Source organism: Flaviflagellibacter deserti (assembly GCF_042652085.1).
Taxonomy (GTDB): Bacteria; Pseudomonadota; Alphaproteobacteria; order Rhizobiales; family Methylopilaceae; genus Flaviflagellibacter; species Flaviflagellibacter deserti.
On the sequence record NZ_JBHSJF010000005.1, the window covers coordinates 305,294 to 320,736 of the forward strand.

The window sequence follows — 15,443 nt, forward strand, 5'->3', positions numbered from 1 at the left end:
AAGAGGCGTCGCCGGTTATCCCAATGACCGATCGATCGAATTCGTCCGAGGGCCGTTTCGGCCTGCCGCAACTCAACGAACGCTCCCGCGAAATCTTCCGGCAGATCGTCGACGGCTATCTGGCGACCGGCGAGCCCGTGGGCTCACGCAATGTGTCGCGCATCCTGTCGACTCCGCTATCGCCCGCCTCGGTCCGCAACGTGATGTCGGATCTCGAAAGCCTCGGCCTCATCCACGCGCCGCATACAAGCGCGGGGCGGCTGCCGACGGAAGTCGGGCTACGCTTCTTCGTCGATGCGATGCTGGAGATCGGCGAGGTCTCGGAGGAGGAGCGCCGGACGATCGACGCCAAGGTCGCGGGAGCCGGAATCGGCCGGTCGATGGACGATGTCCTGGGACAGGCCTCGGCCCTGCTGTCCGGCCTGTCGCGTGGCGCGGGCGTCGTGCTGGCGTCCAAACAGAACGCCCGGCTCAAGCACATAGAATTCGTGCAACTCGAACCCCGGCGTGGCCTGGTGGTACTCGTCGGCGAGGACGGTTCGGTCGAGAACCGGATCCTACCGCTGCCCGTGGGGCTGCCAGCCTCGGCACTGGTCGAGGCAACGAATTTCCTGAACGCGCGCATAGCGGGCCGCACGCTCGACGAGACGCGCGCCGAGATCGAAGCCGCACGTCAAGCCGCGATGCAGGAACTCGACGCCCTGACGGTCGACCTCATAGAGCAGGGACTGGCGAGCTGGGTTTCTGGCGAGGACGCCGAAAGACGGCTCATCGTCCGCGGACAGGCCAATCTTCTGGAGAATCTGAAGGCTCTCGACGATCTGGAGCGCGTTCGCACCCTGATCGACGACCTCGAAAGCAAAAAGGAAGTCAGCGAACTCCTCGGCCGCGCCGAGAATGCCGATGGCGTGCGCATCTTCATCGGCTCGGAGAACAAGCTGTTCTCGCTTTCCGGCTCGTCGATGGTAGCGGCCCCCTTCCGCGATGCGCGCCAGAACATCATCGGCGTGCTCGGCGTCATCGGCCCGACGCGCTTGAACTACGCGCGCGTCGTGCCGATGGTCGACTACACTGCGAAAGTGGTGGGAAAGCTGTTGGGAGAGGGGTGAGCCTTAGTGGAGGCTCACCGTTTCGAGTTCCTGTTCCCAGGCATTGGCGACCGCTGCTTCCTTGCTGTCGGCAAGGAGGATCGGAGTGCCGTCCGCGCCCAGAAGCGCGAAGAGTTCGACGCCCGGCTGCAGGTCGGGGGCCTGCGGGAACAGGCGGTTGATCTCGTCGGACTGCATGCTCTTCACATAGGCGAGACGGCCGCCGCCAAGGCCCTTCAACTGCGCCGCAGTGATGAACGGTTCGGTGTGATTGGTGTTGTCCGCATTCATGTCACTCATCCTCCGCCCGGCTATGAGAACGGGCTACAATGTCGATTTTCCGCACGAGCCGTTCCGGCTGCGGCCGGATGAGGTCGATCGTCAGAAGACCGTTTGCGAGATCCGCAGCGAGAACGTCCATGCCCTCGGCCAAAACGAACACCCGCTGGAACTGCCGCGCGGCGATGCCGCGATGCAGAAAGACGCGTCCTTCTTCCTCAGTCTGCCGCCCGCGAATCACGAGCTGGCCTTCCTCGAGGGTCACTGACAATTGCTCGGCCGTGAAGCCTGCAACCGCCAATGTGATCCGGAGACGGTCCGGAGCGCCCGCATCCGCGGCGAGCCTTTCCACATTGTAGGGCGGATAACCGTCGCCGCCTTTGCTCAGACGATCGAGCGTTCGCTCGATCTGATCGAAGCCCAGAAGAAGCGGGCTCGACAAAGGGGACAGACGAGTCATTCAAAGCCCTCGCTGGAAGCGACTTTGCGATGCGAGACCCAGAATTGGCATCTCACGAACCGTTAAATGGTGGGCTTTGCGGCACGGCGCAAGACGCTAACCGACCGCACTGTTTCCGAAGAATTTTTCGCGGAGCCGCATCGGTTTCGCTATCCGGCGCGTTCAACGCAGGCAAGAATGTGATCACGAACCTGTGATGGGTTTGATTCGCTCCGGGATGCGTATCTCGGCTGGCGGCTTGTGGTCTCCAACCTCGCTGGGAGATTGAGAGTGGCCGAATTGAGTTTTCGTCAGAAGGAAATCGTCTCGCTGGCCCGTTTGCAGGGCCGGGTCGGAGTGGACGATCTCGCGCTTCGCTTCGATGTCACGCCGCAGACCATCCGCAAGGACCTGAACGAACTCTGCGACATGCGCCTGCTGTCGCGAATCCACGGCGGCGCGATGATCTCGTCCGGCGTCGAGAACCTCGGCTATGAAGCCCGGCGACAGATCGCGGCACGCGAGAAGCGCGCCATCGGCGAAGCCGCCGCGAAACTCATTCCGAACAATTCTTCGCTGTTTCTGAATATCGGCACGACGACCGAAGAGGTCGCCCGCGCTTTGGTGAATCACGAAGGACTCCTCGTGATCACCAATAATCTGAACATTGCGACGCTTCTTTACCCCAATCCGAAAATCGAAGTGATCGTTGCCGGCGGCCCGGTCCGACGTTCGGATGGCGGTGTCATCGGCGGCGCTGCTGTCGACTTCATCAAACAGTTCAAGGTCGATTTCGCGGTCATCGGTACCTCGGCGATCGACGACGAAGGAGCCTTGCTCGACTACGACTTCCGCGAGGTTCGCGTCAGCCAGGCGATCATCGGAAACTCCCGCAAGGTCATCCTCGTGACCGACCGCTTCAAGTTCGAGCGCTCCGCGCCCATCCGCGTCGCGCACATCTCGCAGGTGAATATGTTCGTCACCGACTGGATGTCCTCGGAGAAGGTCCGCGGCCTCTGCCGCGAGCACAATGTCGAGGTCGTCGAGACGGTCGGCTCGCCGCCTGAGACCGAACAATAGCGAAGCATCACTTTCGTTTTTATTTTCGTTTTTTCGCTATTGCGCGCACTAAAAGGTTCGTTTAGCGTCATTCCTTAAGCGCGGTCGCGAAGAAGCCGTGCGACGATGAAGGGACGGACAGCGTGCCAAACGCGGCCTACGACATCGCGATCATTGGTGGCGGCATCAATGGCTGCGGCATCGCCCGCGACGCCGCCGGACGCGGTCTGTCGGTCTATCTCTGCGAGCAGAGCGACTTTGCCTCGGCAACCTCCTCGGCCTCGACAAAGCTCATCCACGGTGGCCTGCGTTATCTCGAATTCTATGAGTTCCGTCTCGTCCGCGAGGCGCTGATCGAGCGCGAGCGGCTGCTCCGCATCGCGCCGCACATCATCTGGCCACTACGGTTCGTCCTGCCCCATCATTCGGGACTTCGCCCGCGCTGGCTGCTTCGTCTCGGGCTATTCCTCTACGACAGCCTGGGCGGCCGGAAGATCCTGCCGGCCACGAAGACTTTGGACCTGCCGAAATCTCCCTACGGCGCTGCCCTGAAACCCGATTTCCGGACCGGCTTCGAATATTCCGACTGCTGGGTCGAGGACGCGCGTCTCGTCGTGCTCAATGCGATGGATGCGGCGGCGCGCGGAGCATCGGTCAATCCGCGGACGAAATGCGTCGCCGCCCGCCGCGACGGCGGCCTTTGGCGACTAGCGGTCGAGGGCCCGCACGGCAAGAGCGATACGATCGTCGCCCGCACCCTCGTCAATGCCGCTGGCCCGTGGGTAGGCGAAGTCCTGAACGACCAGCTCCGCATGCCCACGCCCGCGCCGATCAGGCTGGTGAAGGGAAGCCATATCGTGGTGCGGAAGCTGTTCGACCACGACCACGCCTACATCTTCCAGAACGCCGACGGCCGGATCGTCTTCGCCATTCCCTATGAGCAGGATTTCACGCTGATCGGCACGACCGACCGCGATTTCCATAGCGATCCATCCAGGGTCTCGGCAAGCGAGGAAGAAGCCGATTACCTTTGCGCCTCGGCCTCCGCCTATTTCCGCGTTCCGGTCACCCGCGACCAGATCGTCTGGACCTATTCCGGCGTCCGCCCCCTCTATGACGACGGCGCGTCGAGTGCGCAGGAGGCAACGCGCGACTATGTTCTCGACCTCGTTGCCCCGGACGGCCAGGCTCCCCTTCTGACCGTGTTCGGTGGCAAGATCACAACCTATCGCCGCCTGGCAGAAGAGGTTCTTGAACGGCTTTCGAACCATCTCTCCCTCGGGAAGCCGTGGACCTCTACTGCTGCGCTGCCAGGCGGCGACTTTCCTTACGACGGCGCGGCCATGCTCGCCGCAAAACTCCGCGAGGAATTTCCTTTCCTCAGCGAGCGCCACGCCAGACGCCTCGTCCGCGCCTACGGCACTCGCGCGGAACTCATCATGAACGGCGCCCGCTGCGCCGAAGATCTCGGTCGCGTGTTCGGCCTGGACCTCACCGAAGCCGAGGTGACCTATCTTATGCAATATGAGTGGGCCCAGACGCCGGACGATGTCCTCTGGCGGCGTTCGAAGCTCGGGCTTCGCACCGGGGCCGACGACAAGGCCGCGCTCGAAGCGTTCATGAGAACCGGGCGCACCGCCGCCCATTCGGCAGCGTGAGGGAGGAGCGATGTCGCTGACCCTCGAAAACGTCTCGAAGATCGCGGGCCGCGCGACCCACATCGCCGACGTTTCGCTGCGTCTGGAGTCGGGCTCGCTCAACGTCCTGCTTGGCCCGACGCTTTCGGGCAAGACGACGCTCATGCGCATCATGGCCGGGCTTGAGCCGCCCAGCCGCGGCCGTGTCCTGTTCGACGGGATCGACGTCACCGGCGTGCCGGTCCGCGCTCGCAACGTCGCGATGGTCTACCAGCAATTCATCAACTACCCGACCTTGACCGTCTACGAGAACATCGCCTCGCCGCTCCGCGTCTCCGGCGCGCCGAAGGACGAGATCGATCGTCGCGTCGAGGAAGCGGCGCATCTCCTGCGGCTCGAACCCATGCTCGGTCGCACGCCGCTCGAGCTTTCCGGCGGCCAGCAGCAGCGCACCGCCCTCGCCCGTGCTCTGGTAAAGCGAGCGCCGCTCGTCCTCCTCGACGAGCCACTCGCCAATCTCGACTACAAGCTTCGCGAGGAACTGCGCGAGGAACTGCCGAAGATCTTCGCGGCGTCCGGCGCGATCCTCGTCTACGCGACGACCGAGCCGTCCGAAGCGCTGCTTCTCGGCGGCAACACGGCCACACTCGACCGCGGCCGCGTCACCCAGTTCGGCCCGACCATCGAGGTCTATCGCCGACCAGCCGATCGTATCACCGCGGAAGTCTTCTCCGATCCGCCGATGAACTTCGTCTCGGCCGAGATCAGAGGCGGCGTGGCCCGCCTCGCGGGAGACGTTTCCCTGCCCGCGAGCGGCCCGCTTGCCGATCTTCCCGATGGTCCCGTGACCTTGGGCTTCCGACCGAACCACCTGCATCTCGCTCGCGCCGAGGGCGATACGATCGCCATGCGCGGAATGGTCAGCGTGGTCGAGATCACCGGCTCGGAAAGCTTCGTCCACGTCCGGCAGGACGGCGCGGAATGGATCGCTCTGGCGCATGGGGTCCACGAACTCGCGCCCGGCGCGCCGATCGACGTCTATCTCGATCCCCGCAAGCTTTTCGTCTTCGACGCGGACGGCAGGCTCGTCGCCGCGCCCGACCGCGCGGCAGCGGCTTAGGAGACGGATATGGCGGCCATCACTCTCGACCACCTCGCCCATTCCTACAAGGCACATCCAGAGGCGCCGTCCGACTACGCGCTCCGTCGCCTCGACATCACCTGGCGCGACGGCGGCGCATACGCCCTGCTCGGCCCGTCCGGCTGCGGGAAGACGACGCTGCTGAACATCATCTCGGGTCTCGTCACGCCGAGCGAAGGCAAGGTGCTGTTCGACGGCCGCGACGTGACGAATATCCCGACCGAGCAGCGTAACATCGCCCAGGTCTTCCAGTTCCCGGTCGTTTACGACACGGTCAGCGTCTACGACAATCTGGCTTTCCCGCTGCGCAATCGCGGCATCCGCCAGGCCGAGGTCGATCGCCGCGTCCGCGAGATCGCCGGCATGCTGGACCTGAATGCCGATCTCGACCGCCGCGCCAGCCACCTCACCGCCGACGCCAAGCAGAAGATCTCGCTCGGACGCGGCCTCGTACGTGCCGACACCGCCGCGATCCTGTTCGACGAGCCGCTGACCGTGATCGACCCGCAGCTCAAATGGGAGCTCCGCGCCCAGCTGAAGCAGCTTCATGCGCAGGTCGGCCGGACGATGATCTACGTCACGCACGACCAGACAGAGGCGATGACCTTCGCCGACACGGTCGTCGTGATGTATGACGGCGCAGTCGTTCAGGTCGGCACGCCGGCCGAGCTCTTCACCAAGCCGGCCCACACATTCGTCGGCTATTTCATCGGCTCGCCGGGCATGAACGTGCTGCCGGCCAAGATCGAGGGCCGCACCGCCTATGTCGGCGGCAGCCGCATCAACCTCTCGCGCGGCTATCCGCGCCTGGCGGAAGGCCAGAAGATCGAGATCGGCATCAGACCGGAGGACATCCGCCTCGCGCCAGGCGGCGACGGACTGCCGATCACGATCAACCGCGTCGACGATATCGGCCGCATCCGCATCGCCCGCGCGCAGCTCGCCGAGCACGCGCTCAACATCGTCGTGCCCGAAGAGGCCCGCATTCCCGGCGACGGCGTCCATGCCCAGCCGATTCCGGAGCGGGTTCACGTCTACGCCGATGGCCACCTCGTCGAGGGGGAGGCCTGAGCATGGATAAACCGTTCAACAACAAGGCCTGGTTCCTCGTCCTGCCGGTGTTCATCGTCGTCGCCTTCTCGGCGATCCTGCCGCTGATGACGGTCGTGAACTATTCGGTTCAGGATACTTTCGGGAACAACCAGTTTTTCTGGGCAGGCACGACCTGGTTCTCCGAGCTTCTCGCCTCCGACCGCTTCCACGAGGCGCTGTGGCGGCAACTGCTTTTCTCCGCCCTCGTCCTGCTGATCCAGATTCCGCTCGGGGTCCTGATCGCGCTGTGCATGCCTCGCAAGGGCTGGGGCGTGTCTGTTACGTTGGTGTTGATGGCGCTGCCCCTGCTGATCCCGTGGAACGTGGTCGGCACGATCTGGCAGGTCTTCGGACGAGGCGACATCGGCCTTCTTGGCTATGCGCTGAACTCGCTCGGATTCTCCTACAATTATGTCCAGGATGTCGAAGATGCATGGATCACCATCGTGGTGATGGATGTCTGGCACTGGACGTCGCTCGTCGCGCTGCTTGCCTATGCCGGTCTGCGTTCGATCCCGGAGGCGTATTATCAGGCCGCGCGCATCGACGGCGCTTCGCGCTGGTCGATCTTCCGGCTGATCCAGCTTCCGAAGATGAAGCACGTCCTGATCATCGCGGTGCTGCTGCGCTTCATGGACAGCTTCATGATCTACACCGAGCCGTTCGTGCTTACCGGCGGCGGCCCCGGCAATTCGACCACGTTCCTTTCGATCGACCTCGTCAAGCTGGCGCTCGGACAGTTCGACCTCGGTCCGGCGGCCGCGATGTCGATCGTCTACTTCCTGATCATCCTGCTGCTGTCCTGGGTCTTCTACACCGTGATGACCCAGGACGAGGACGCGAACCGCAAGGAGGGCACGCCGTGAAGCGCATCATCCTCGCCGTCTACATCGCGTTCCTCCTGGTGCCGATCTACTGGCTCGTGAACATGTCGTTCAAGACGAACCAGGAGATCGTGACGACGATGACGATCTTCCCGACGTCGCCGACGCTCGCGAACTACATGGTCATCTTCACCGACCCGGCCTGGTATTCGGGCTATATCAACTCGATCACCTATGTGGTGCTGAACACGATCATCTCGATCTCGGTGGCGCTACCCGCTGCCTATGCGTTCTCGCGCTACCGCTTCCTCGGCGACAAGCACCTGTTCTTCTGGCTGCTGACGAACCGCATGGCTCCGCCGGCGGTCTTCGCGCTGCCGTTCTTCAACCTCTATTCGGCGATCGGCCTGTTCGACACGCCGCTCGCCGTGGCGCTGGCCCACTGTCTGTTCAACGTGCCGCTGGCCGTCTGGATTCTCGAAGGCTTCATGTCCGGCGTGCCGCGCGAGATCGACGAGACCGCCTATATCGATGGCTATTCGTTCCCGAAGTTCTTCGTGAAGATCTTCATGCCGCTGATCGCATCCGGCATCGGCGTCGCGGCCTTCTTCTGCTTCATGTTCTCGTGGGTCGAGCTGCTGCTCGCCCGCACGCTGACGTCGGTCAATGCGAAGCCGATCGCAGCAACGATGACGCGCACGGTTTCGGCTTCCGGCATCGACTGGGGCGTGCTCGCCGCAGCGGGCGTGCTGACCATCATCCCCGGCGCGCTCGTGATCTATTTCGTCCGCAATTACATCGCCAAGGGCTTTGCCCTCGGGAGGGTGTGATGGAAAGCCTCACCCAAAGCTTCGCCTGGATGGCCTGGACCTGGCAGACGGCCACGTTCTTCACCGGCATCGTCGCCCTTCTCGTCTTCATGACGATCTGGGAGCGCGTCTCGCCGTCGGGAGAGCGCCACGGTGTGCTCGGCATCACCACGACGCGCGGCGACCGGCTGTTCATCTCGCTCCTCGGCTCCGCGTACATACACCTCGCCTGGCTCGGCGTCATGACCGCCGAGCTGTGGTGGGCCTCGATCATCTCGGTCGTCTACGCGCTCGCGGTCTTCCGCTGGGTCTGAGACGGCAAGAAGGAATTCCGCACGGCAGGCGTTCGGGCCGACGGATAACAAACGAAACGAACGTGGGAGGAAACCATGCGCAGAAACATGACGGCCGCGGCAACGGCTGTGGCGCTGGTGCTCGGCACGGTCCCGGCCTTTGCGGATATGGACGCCGCCAAGCGCTGGATCGATTCCGAGTTCCAGCCTTCGACGCTCTCGAAAGAAGAGCAGATGAAGGAGATGGAATGGTTCGTGAAGGCGGCCGAGCCCTTCAAGGGCATGGAGATCAACGTCGTCTCCGAGACCATCACGACGCACGAATATGAATCGAAGACCCTGGCGAAGGCCTTCTCCGAGATCACCGGCATCAAGCTGACGCACGACCTGATCCAGGAGGGCGACGTGGTCGAGAAGATCCAGACTCAGATGCAGTCCGGAAAGAACATCTACGACGCCTGGGTGAATGATTCCGACCTGATCGGCACGCATTATCGCTACAAGCAGGCGGTCGATCTGACCGACTGGATGGCCAAAGAGGGCAAGGACGTCACGAGCCCGACGATCGATATCGACGATTTCATTGGCAAATCGTTCGGAACGGCGCCCGACGGCCATCTATACCAGCTTCCCGACCAGCAGTTCGCGAACCTCTACTGGTTCCGGTACGACTGGTTCACCGATCCCAAGAACAAGGAAGCGTTCAAGGCCAAATACGGCTACGAGCTCGGCGTGCCGGTCAATTGGTCGGCCTATGAGGACATCGCCGAGTTCTTCTCGAACGATGTGAAAGAGGTCAACGGCCAGAAGATCTACGGCCACATGGATTACGGGAAGAAGGACCCGTCGCTCGGCTGGCGCTTCACCGACGCCTGGCTGTCGATGGCCGGAAATGGCGACAAGGGCATTCCGAACGGCAAACCCGTCGATGAATGGGGTATCCGGATGGAAGGCTGCCGTCCGGTCGGCTCGACGATCGAGCGCGGCGGCGACACCAACGGCGCGGCGGCTGTCTATTCGATCGCCAAGTATATCGACTGGATGAAGAAATATGCCCCGCCGCAGGCGAACGGCATGACCTTCTCGGAGTCCGGGCCGGTGCCGGCGCAGGGGCAGATCGCCCAGCAGATCTTCTGGTACACGGCCTTCACCGCCGACATGGTGAAAGCCGGACTACCGGTCGTGAACGCGGACGGTACGCCGAAATGGCGCATGGCCCCCTCGCCGCACGGCTCGTACTGGAAGGACGGCATGAAGCTCGGCTATCAGGACGCCGGTTCATGGACGCTCCTGAAGTCGACTCCGCTGGAGCGTCGCAAGGCTGCCTGGCTTTACGCCCAGTTCGTCACCTCGAAGACGGTCTCGCTGAAGAAGAGCCATGTCGGCCTCACCTTCATCCGCGAGAGCGACATCTGGGACAAGAGCTTCACCGACCGCGCGCCGAAGCTCGGCGGCCTCGTCGAGTTCTACCGCTCGCCGGCTCGCGTGCAGTGGACTCCGACCGGCGTGAACGTGCCGGACTACCCGAAGCTCGCACAGCTCTGGTGGCAGAACATCGGTGATGCAGCCTCCGGCGCCAAGACGCCTCAGGAAGCCATGGATGCTCTGGCCAACGCACAGGACCAGGTGCTCGGCCGCCTCGAACGTGCCGGCGTGCAGGGCGAATGCGGTCCAAAGCTGAACGAGAAGCAATCCGCGCAGTATTGGATCGACAAGGCCAAGGCCGATGGCAACATCGCGCCGCAGGCGAAGCTCGCAAACGAAAAGCCGAAGGGTGAAACGGTCGATTACGACACACTGATCAAGTCGTGGCCCGCCAACCCGCCGGAGAAGCGCGCTTCGGCAACAACGCCGGAGCCGGCAAAGGCCAACTGACGCCTGAGACCTGCTAGAGTACCGAGGGGCCGGAGCGATTCTGGCCCCTCGCCGCAAAATCAGTCTCGCCGCGACACATGAACGACCTTCAATCGAGAGTTGCCGCCCCAGCAAACCCGGAGGTCCAACTCATGCGCTTTATCTGGAAGACCCTGGCATTTGGCGCGCTCATCGCAGCCACCACTGTTCAGGGCGCTTACGCCGACGTGTCCATGTCAGGTCAGTTCACCGCCGAACGCGCCTGCCCTGCTTTTCAATCATTCCGCCGCGCAACCAATCCCGGCAATATCCGGGTCGAGCCCGGGCAGATCTATGCCCTTGTCGCCAAGAACCGCGAAGACGCCACTCATTATCGCCTGCGCGTTGACGGCGCCCTGCCGATCGAGCGCTGGGTCGAGGCTGGTTGCGGCGTGGTTTCGAGCGACGACGACGGTCCTGTGACGCCGAACGCGCCGCTGGCCGAGGGATCGGGCGAATTCCTGCTCGCGATCAGCTGGCAGCCCTCCTTCTGCGAGACCCGCTCCCAGAAGACCGAGTGTCGCAGCCAGACCGCGGACCGGCCGGACGCAACCAACTTCACCCTGCATGGGCTCTGGCCGCAGCCGCGCAATCGCGTCTACTGCAACGTGCCGTCCGATCTGATTTCGGAAGATAACGCCAGCCGCTGGGATGAACTGCCCGCGCCTCAACTCGCTCCCGACACGAGGCAGGCGCTGGACGTGGTCATGCCCGGCACGATGTCGATGCTCGATCGGCATGAGTGGATCAAGCATGGCACCTGCTACGGGACGGACGCCGACACCTATTTCGCCGACAGCATCCGGATCGTGAGGGAGATCAACGGTTCGAAGGCCCAGCAATTGTTCGCGTCCCGCATCGGCCAGAAGGTGACGTCGGCCGAACTGCGTGCCGCTTTCGACGAGAGCTTCGGGACAGGCGCGGGCGAGCGCGTGACGATGCAGTGTAAGCGCGACGGCGGCCGCCTTCTGATCAGCGAGATCAAGGTCGGTCTTATCGGAAATCCGTCCGCGGGGACGTCCGTGAATGATTTGATTGCCGCGGCACGGCCGGTTCTCCCCGAATGCTCGGAGGGGATCGTCGATCCCGTCGGCCTGCAATAAGCACAGGACAAGACCCGAGGGCCGGGGCAATCCGACCCTCGATAAAACAGGAAACGCCTATGCCCTCCTTCATCCTTGCAATCGATCAGGGCACGACCTCGACCCGCGCCATCCTCTTCAACGAGGCCCTCGATGTCGTCGCGATCGCCCAGAAGGAATTCCCGCAGCACTTCCCGCAGCCGGGCTGGGTCGAACACGACCCGGAGGACCTCTGGGCGACGACTGTAGCCACCGTCAACGAGGTCCTGGCCCGCGCCAATACGCGCGCCTCCCAGGTTGCCGCGCTCGGCATCACCAATCAGCGTGAAACCACCGTCGTCTGGAACCGCAAGACGGGGCGCGCGATCCACAACGCTATCGTCTGGCAGGATCGGCGCACAGCCGAAAGATGCGCCCGGCTCAAGGCGGACGGCATAGAGCCTTTGGTCAGCGAGCGGACGGGACTGATCGTCGATTCCTACTTCTCCGGCACAAAGATCGCCTGGATCCTCGACAAGGTCGACGGTGCCCGCGCGGCAGCGGAGCGCGGCGAACTCGCTTTCGGCACCGTCGACAGCTTCCTGCTCTGGCGACTGACCAACGGCAAGGTCCACGCGACAGACGCGACCAACGCCTCGCGCTCGATGATCTATGACATCGGCAAGGGAGCGTTCGATCCCGAACTGATGAAGATCGTCGGCGTGCCGGAAGCCGTGCTGCCGGAGGTCAAGGACTCGTCCGGTGACTTCGGCACGACGGAGGCGCACCTGTTCGGCGCGCCGATCCGGATCTGTGGCATCGCTGGCGATCAACAGGCCGCAGTCGTCGGGCAGGCCTGCTTCGAGCCGGGCATGATGAAGGTCACCTACGGCACCGGCGCCTTCGCGCTGCTCAACATCGGCGACAGTCCGGTCCTGTCGCAAAACCGGCTCCTTACCACCGTCGCCTATCAACTCAACGGCAAGCGCACCTATGCGCTCGAAGGCGCGATTTTCGTCGCCGGCGCCGCCGTGCAATGGCTGCGTGACGGGCTCGGAATCATCAAGCACGCCTCCGAGACTCAGGGGCTCGCCGAGGCCGCCGACCCCAACCAGCCGGTCTATCTCGTCCCCGCCTTCGTCGGCCTCGGCGCCCCTTATTGGGATGCCGACGCGCGCGGCACACTGACCGGCATCACCCGCGGGACGGGCCGTGCCGAAATCGCCCGCGCCGCGCTCGAAAGCGTCGGCTACCAGACCAACGACCTGACGGAAGCCATGCGCGCGGACTGGCCGGAAGCGCGCGAGACCGTGCTGCGCGTCGATGGCGGCATGGTCGCCTCGAACTGGGCGATGCAGTTCCTCGCCGACATCCTCGGTGCACCAGTCGACCGGCCCGTCATCACCGAAACGACCGCGCTCGGAGCGGCCTATCTCGCCGCCTATGCAGCCGGCGTCTGTCCACCACCGGAGGAATTCGGGCGCGCCTGGAAACTGGACCGGCGGTTCGAGCCGCGAAAGATGGACGGCGACCGGGAGAAGAAGCTGGCCGGCTGGAGAGATGCCGTACAAAGGACTCGCAGTTCGACCGGGTGATGCCCATGTGGTAGGCCGTCACCCTCCGGCCTGACCGGAGGATGACGCCCGTTTCCGGTGTTCCGCCTTTTACAGGTCCTTCCCTTGTCCCCCATCATCTCGGTATCCGGCCTGAACAAGGTCTATGCGTCGGGTCTTCATGCGCTGAAGAATGTCAATCTCGACATCCGGCGCGGTGAGATCTTCGCCCTTCTCGGCCCGAACGGCGCCGGCAAGACGACACTCATCGGCACGATCTGCGGGTTGGTCCGTCCGAGTTCCGGCACCGTCACCGCCGACGGCCATGACGTCGTCACCGACTACCGCGCCGCCCGCGCCAAGATCGGCCTCGTCCCGCAGGAGCTGTCGACCGATATGTTCGAGACGGTCTGGAACACTGTCAGCTTCAGCCGCGGCCTGTTCGGGAAGCCCGCGAATCCGGGCCATATCGAGCGGGTACTGCGCGACCTGTCGCTCTGGGACAAGAAAGACACCAAAATCATGGCGCTCTCGGGCGGCATGAAGCGGCGCGTCCTCATCGCCAAGGCTCTGTCGCACGAGCCGCAGGTCCTGTTTCTCGACGAGCCCACGGCCGGCGTCGACGTTGAGCTCCGCCGCGACATGTGGGCGATGATCGGCCGGCTGCGCGAGCAGGGCGTCACCATCATCCTGACGACCCATTACATCGAGGAAGCCGAAGAGATGGCCGACCGGATCGGCGTCATCCGCAAGGGCGAGATCATCCTCGTCGAGGAGAAGACGACCTTGATGGCGAAGCTCGGCAAATCGCGGCTGCGCGTCGACCTCAAGGAGCCGCTGGCGAAGGTTCCGGCCGATCTGGTCGCTTGGCCCATCGACATTGAGGACGACGGCCACGCTCTCGTCTACACGGTCGATCCAGAGCATGATCAGGCAGGCGTCGCGGAGCTTCTCCGCCGCCTCGTCGCCTCCAACATCGACTTCAAGGGTGTCGAGACCAGTCGGTCCTCGCTCGAGGACATCTTCATCGATCTCGTGAGGGAGCGGGCATGAACATCCACGCCATCCGCGCGATCTATGTGTTCGAGCTGAGCCGCACCTGGCGCACTCTGTTCCAGAGCATCGCCTCGCCGGTCCTCTCGACCTCGCTTTATTTCATCGTCTTCGGCTCGGCGATCGGGTCGCGCATGGAGACGATCGACGGCATCAGCTACGGCGCGTTCATCGTGCCGGGCCTGATCCTGCTGACCGTCCTGTCCGAAAGCGTCTCGAACGCCAGCTTCGGCATCTACCTGCCTCGATTCACCGGGACGATCTACGAGGTGATGTCGGCGCCGATCTCGGTCGCCGAGATCCTGTGCGGCTATGTCGGCGCGGCGGCAACCAAATCGATGATCCTCGGCCTGATCATTCTGGCGACAGCGCGCATCTTCGTGCCGTTTGAGATCGTCCATCCGTTCTGGATGATCGCCTTCCTCGTCCTGATCGCGGTGACGTTCTGCCTGTTCGGCTTCGTGCTCGGCATCTGGGCCGACGGCTTCGAGAAGCTGCAGATCGTGCCGCTGATGATCATCACGCCACTGACCTTCCTCGGCGGCACCTTCTATTCGATCTCGATGCTGCCGCCGTTCTGGCAGACGGTTACGCTGTTCAATCCGATCGTCTATCTGGTGAATGGATTCCGCTGGGCGTTCTATGGGGTCGCCGACGTCAATGTCGGCGTCAGCCTCGGCATGACGATCATCTTCATGCTGACCTGCATCGGCGTGATCTGGTGGATGTTCCGCACCGGCTACCGGCTGCGTCAATAGCCAGAAAGCTGCCTCATTTTCTAGTGGAAATACCCAGACCTGATCCCTTGCAACCTCTTGGGATCAGTTCGGTTTACATGCTATTCTCAGCAAGTCGTCAGCGAATGGAACTTTTCGTGGATTGAGGCATTCCACGACTGCCGCAAGTTTCACACAAAGTAAGTGTTGCATTAGTCAGCGCGCGAGGAGCGTCGGCTATGTTGGCGAATTCAAAGCCCTGGCACTCACCTTATCTGCACGACGTGGTCATGCACGACGTTGACGACGATCGGCTGCCTATAGCGGACAACGACAATCATCGTCCGATCCGCGAGCAGCTCCCTTCCGGCTGGACGATCGACCGTGCGGCCATGACCGGCGTTGGCGTCAGCGTCGCTCTCCAGTTCGTCTGGTCGAGCGCTCTCGTTTGGCAGTTGGGTGGCTGAGTGAACAAATAAAAGAGCGGCTCTTGTCGCAGCGTTCCG

General features: G+C 63.2%; 16 protein-coding genes. 14 read left to right on the forward strand and 2 right to left on the reverse strand.

All coding sequences use genetic code 11. The annotated features are described in order from the left end of the window. Nucleotides 1-23 precede the first annotated feature (23 nt). Entirely contained in the window at nucleotides 24-1,109 is a 1,086-nt protein-coding gene (hrcA, locus tag ACFPFW_RS06165) for a heat-inducible transcriptional repressor HrcA (protein WP_114958373.1), read from the forward strand. A 3-nt stretch (nucleotides 1,110-1,112) separates the two neighbouring features. Here hrcA and ACFPFW_RS06170 read toward each other — a convergent pair whose 3' ends face one another. Continuing rightward, nucleotides 1,113-1,379, reverse strand: a complete 267-nt coding sequence (locus ACFPFW_RS06170; protein WP_114958374.1) for a BQ00720 family protein — start codon at nucleotides 1,377-1,379, stop codon at nucleotides 1,113-1,115. Nucleotide 1,380: 1 nt separating this feature from the next. After that, nucleotides 1,381-1,827, reverse strand: a complete 447-nt coding sequence (locus ACFPFW_RS06175) for an Hsp20 family protein (RefSeq protein ID WP_114958375.1) — start codon at nucleotides 1,825-1,827, stop codon at nucleotides 1,381-1,383. A gap of 270 nt (nucleotides 1,828-2,097) precedes the next feature. Between ACFPFW_RS06175 and ACFPFW_RS06180 the strand changes: the two genes are divergently transcribed. The 13 genes from ACFPFW_RS06180 to ACFPFW_RS06240 all read left to right on the forward strand — a co-directional run bounded on the left by ACFPFW_RS06180 (nucleotide 2,098) and on the right by ACFPFW_RS06240 (nucleotide 15,404). Then, entirely contained in the window at nucleotides 2,098-2,886 is a 789-nt protein-coding gene (locus ACFPFW_RS06180) for a DeoR/GlpR family DNA-binding transcription regulator (protein ID WP_114958376.1), read from the forward strand. 122 nt (nucleotides 2,887-3,008) lie between these two features. Next, on the forward strand, nucleotides 3,009-4,523 hold the full coding sequence (gene glpD, locus ACFPFW_RS06185) for a glycerol-3-phosphate dehydrogenase (protein ID WP_114958377.1): 1,515 nt from the start codon (nucleotides 3,009-3,011) through the stop codon (nucleotides 4,521-4,523). A 10-nt stretch (nucleotides 4,524-4,533) separates the two neighbouring features. Continuing rightward, the gene (locus tag ACFPFW_RS06190; RefSeq protein ID WP_114958378.1) at nucleotides 4,534-5,622 is read left to right on the forward strand and encodes an ABC transporter ATP-binding protein; all 1,089 of its coding nucleotides are present in this window, start codon (nucleotides 4,534-4,536) and stop codon (nucleotides 5,620-5,622) included. Between the two features lie 9 nt (nucleotides 5,623-5,631). Next, the gene (locus ACFPFW_RS06195) at nucleotides 5,632-6,714 is read left to right on the forward strand and encodes an ABC transporter ATP-binding protein (RefSeq protein ID WP_114958379.1); all 1,083 of its coding nucleotides are present in this window, start codon (nucleotides 5,632-5,634) and stop codon (nucleotides 6,712-6,714) included. A 2-nt stretch (nucleotides 6,715-6,716) separates the two neighbouring features. Then, entirely contained in the window at nucleotides 6,717-7,601 is an 885-nt protein-coding gene (locus ACFPFW_RS06200) for a carbohydrate ABC transporter permease (protein ID WP_114958380.1), read from the forward strand. Then, nucleotides 7,598-8,389 (forward strand): carbohydrate ABC transporter permease, encoded by a 792-nt coding sequence (locus tag ACFPFW_RS06205; RefSeq protein WP_379769867.1) that lies wholly within the window; start codon nucleotides 7,598-7,600, stop codon nucleotides 8,387-8,389. The genes ACFPFW_RS06200 and ACFPFW_RS06205 overlap by 4 nt, the downstream gene beginning before the upstream one ends. After that, a complete protein-coding gene (locus ACFPFW_RS06210; RefSeq protein ID WP_114958381.1) occupies nucleotides 8,389-8,682 on the forward strand; it encodes a DUF2160 domain-containing protein in 294 nt (97 codons plus the stop codon). Before ACFPFW_RS06205 ends, ACFPFW_RS06210 begins: the two co-directional genes overlap by 1 nt. A 75-nt stretch (nucleotides 8,683-8,757) precedes the next feature. Then, nucleotides 8,758-10,536 (forward strand): ABC transporter substrate-binding protein, encoded by a 1,779-nt coding sequence (locus tag ACFPFW_RS06215; protein ID WP_114958382.1) that lies wholly within the window; start codon nucleotides 8,758-8,760, stop codon nucleotides 10,534-10,536. Nucleotides 10,537-10,667: 131 nt separating this feature from the next. Further along, nucleotides 10,668-11,657, forward strand: coding sequence for a ribonuclease T2 family protein (locus ACFPFW_RS06220; protein ID WP_114958383.1), 990 nt, complete (start codon nucleotides 10,668-10,670; stop codon nucleotides 11,655-11,657). 59 nt (nucleotides 11,658-11,716) lie between these two features. After that, a complete protein-coding gene (gene glpK / locus ACFPFW_RS06225) occupies nucleotides 11,717-13,210 on the forward strand; it encodes a glycerol kinase GlpK (RefSeq protein ID WP_114958384.1) in 1,494 nt (497 codons plus the stop codon). Nucleotides 13,211-13,294: 84 nt separating this feature from the next. Continuing rightward, a complete protein-coding gene (locus ACFPFW_RS06230) occupies nucleotides 13,295-14,221 on the forward strand; it encodes an ABC transporter ATP-binding protein (protein ID WP_114958425.1) in 927 nt (308 codons plus the stop codon). Continuing rightward, nucleotides 14,218-14,979, forward strand: coding sequence for an ABC transporter permease (locus ACFPFW_RS06235; RefSeq protein WP_114958385.1), 762 nt, complete (start codon nucleotides 14,218-14,220; stop codon nucleotides 14,977-14,979). The genes ACFPFW_RS06230 and ACFPFW_RS06235 overlap by 4 nt, the downstream gene beginning before the upstream one ends. Nucleotides 14,980-15,176: 197 nt before the next feature. Next, entirely contained in the window at nucleotides 15,177-15,404 is a 228-nt protein-coding gene (locus tag ACFPFW_RS06240; protein WP_114958386.1) for a hypothetical protein, read from the forward strand. The last annotated feature ends 39 nt before the right edge of the window (nucleotides 15,405-15,443 follow it).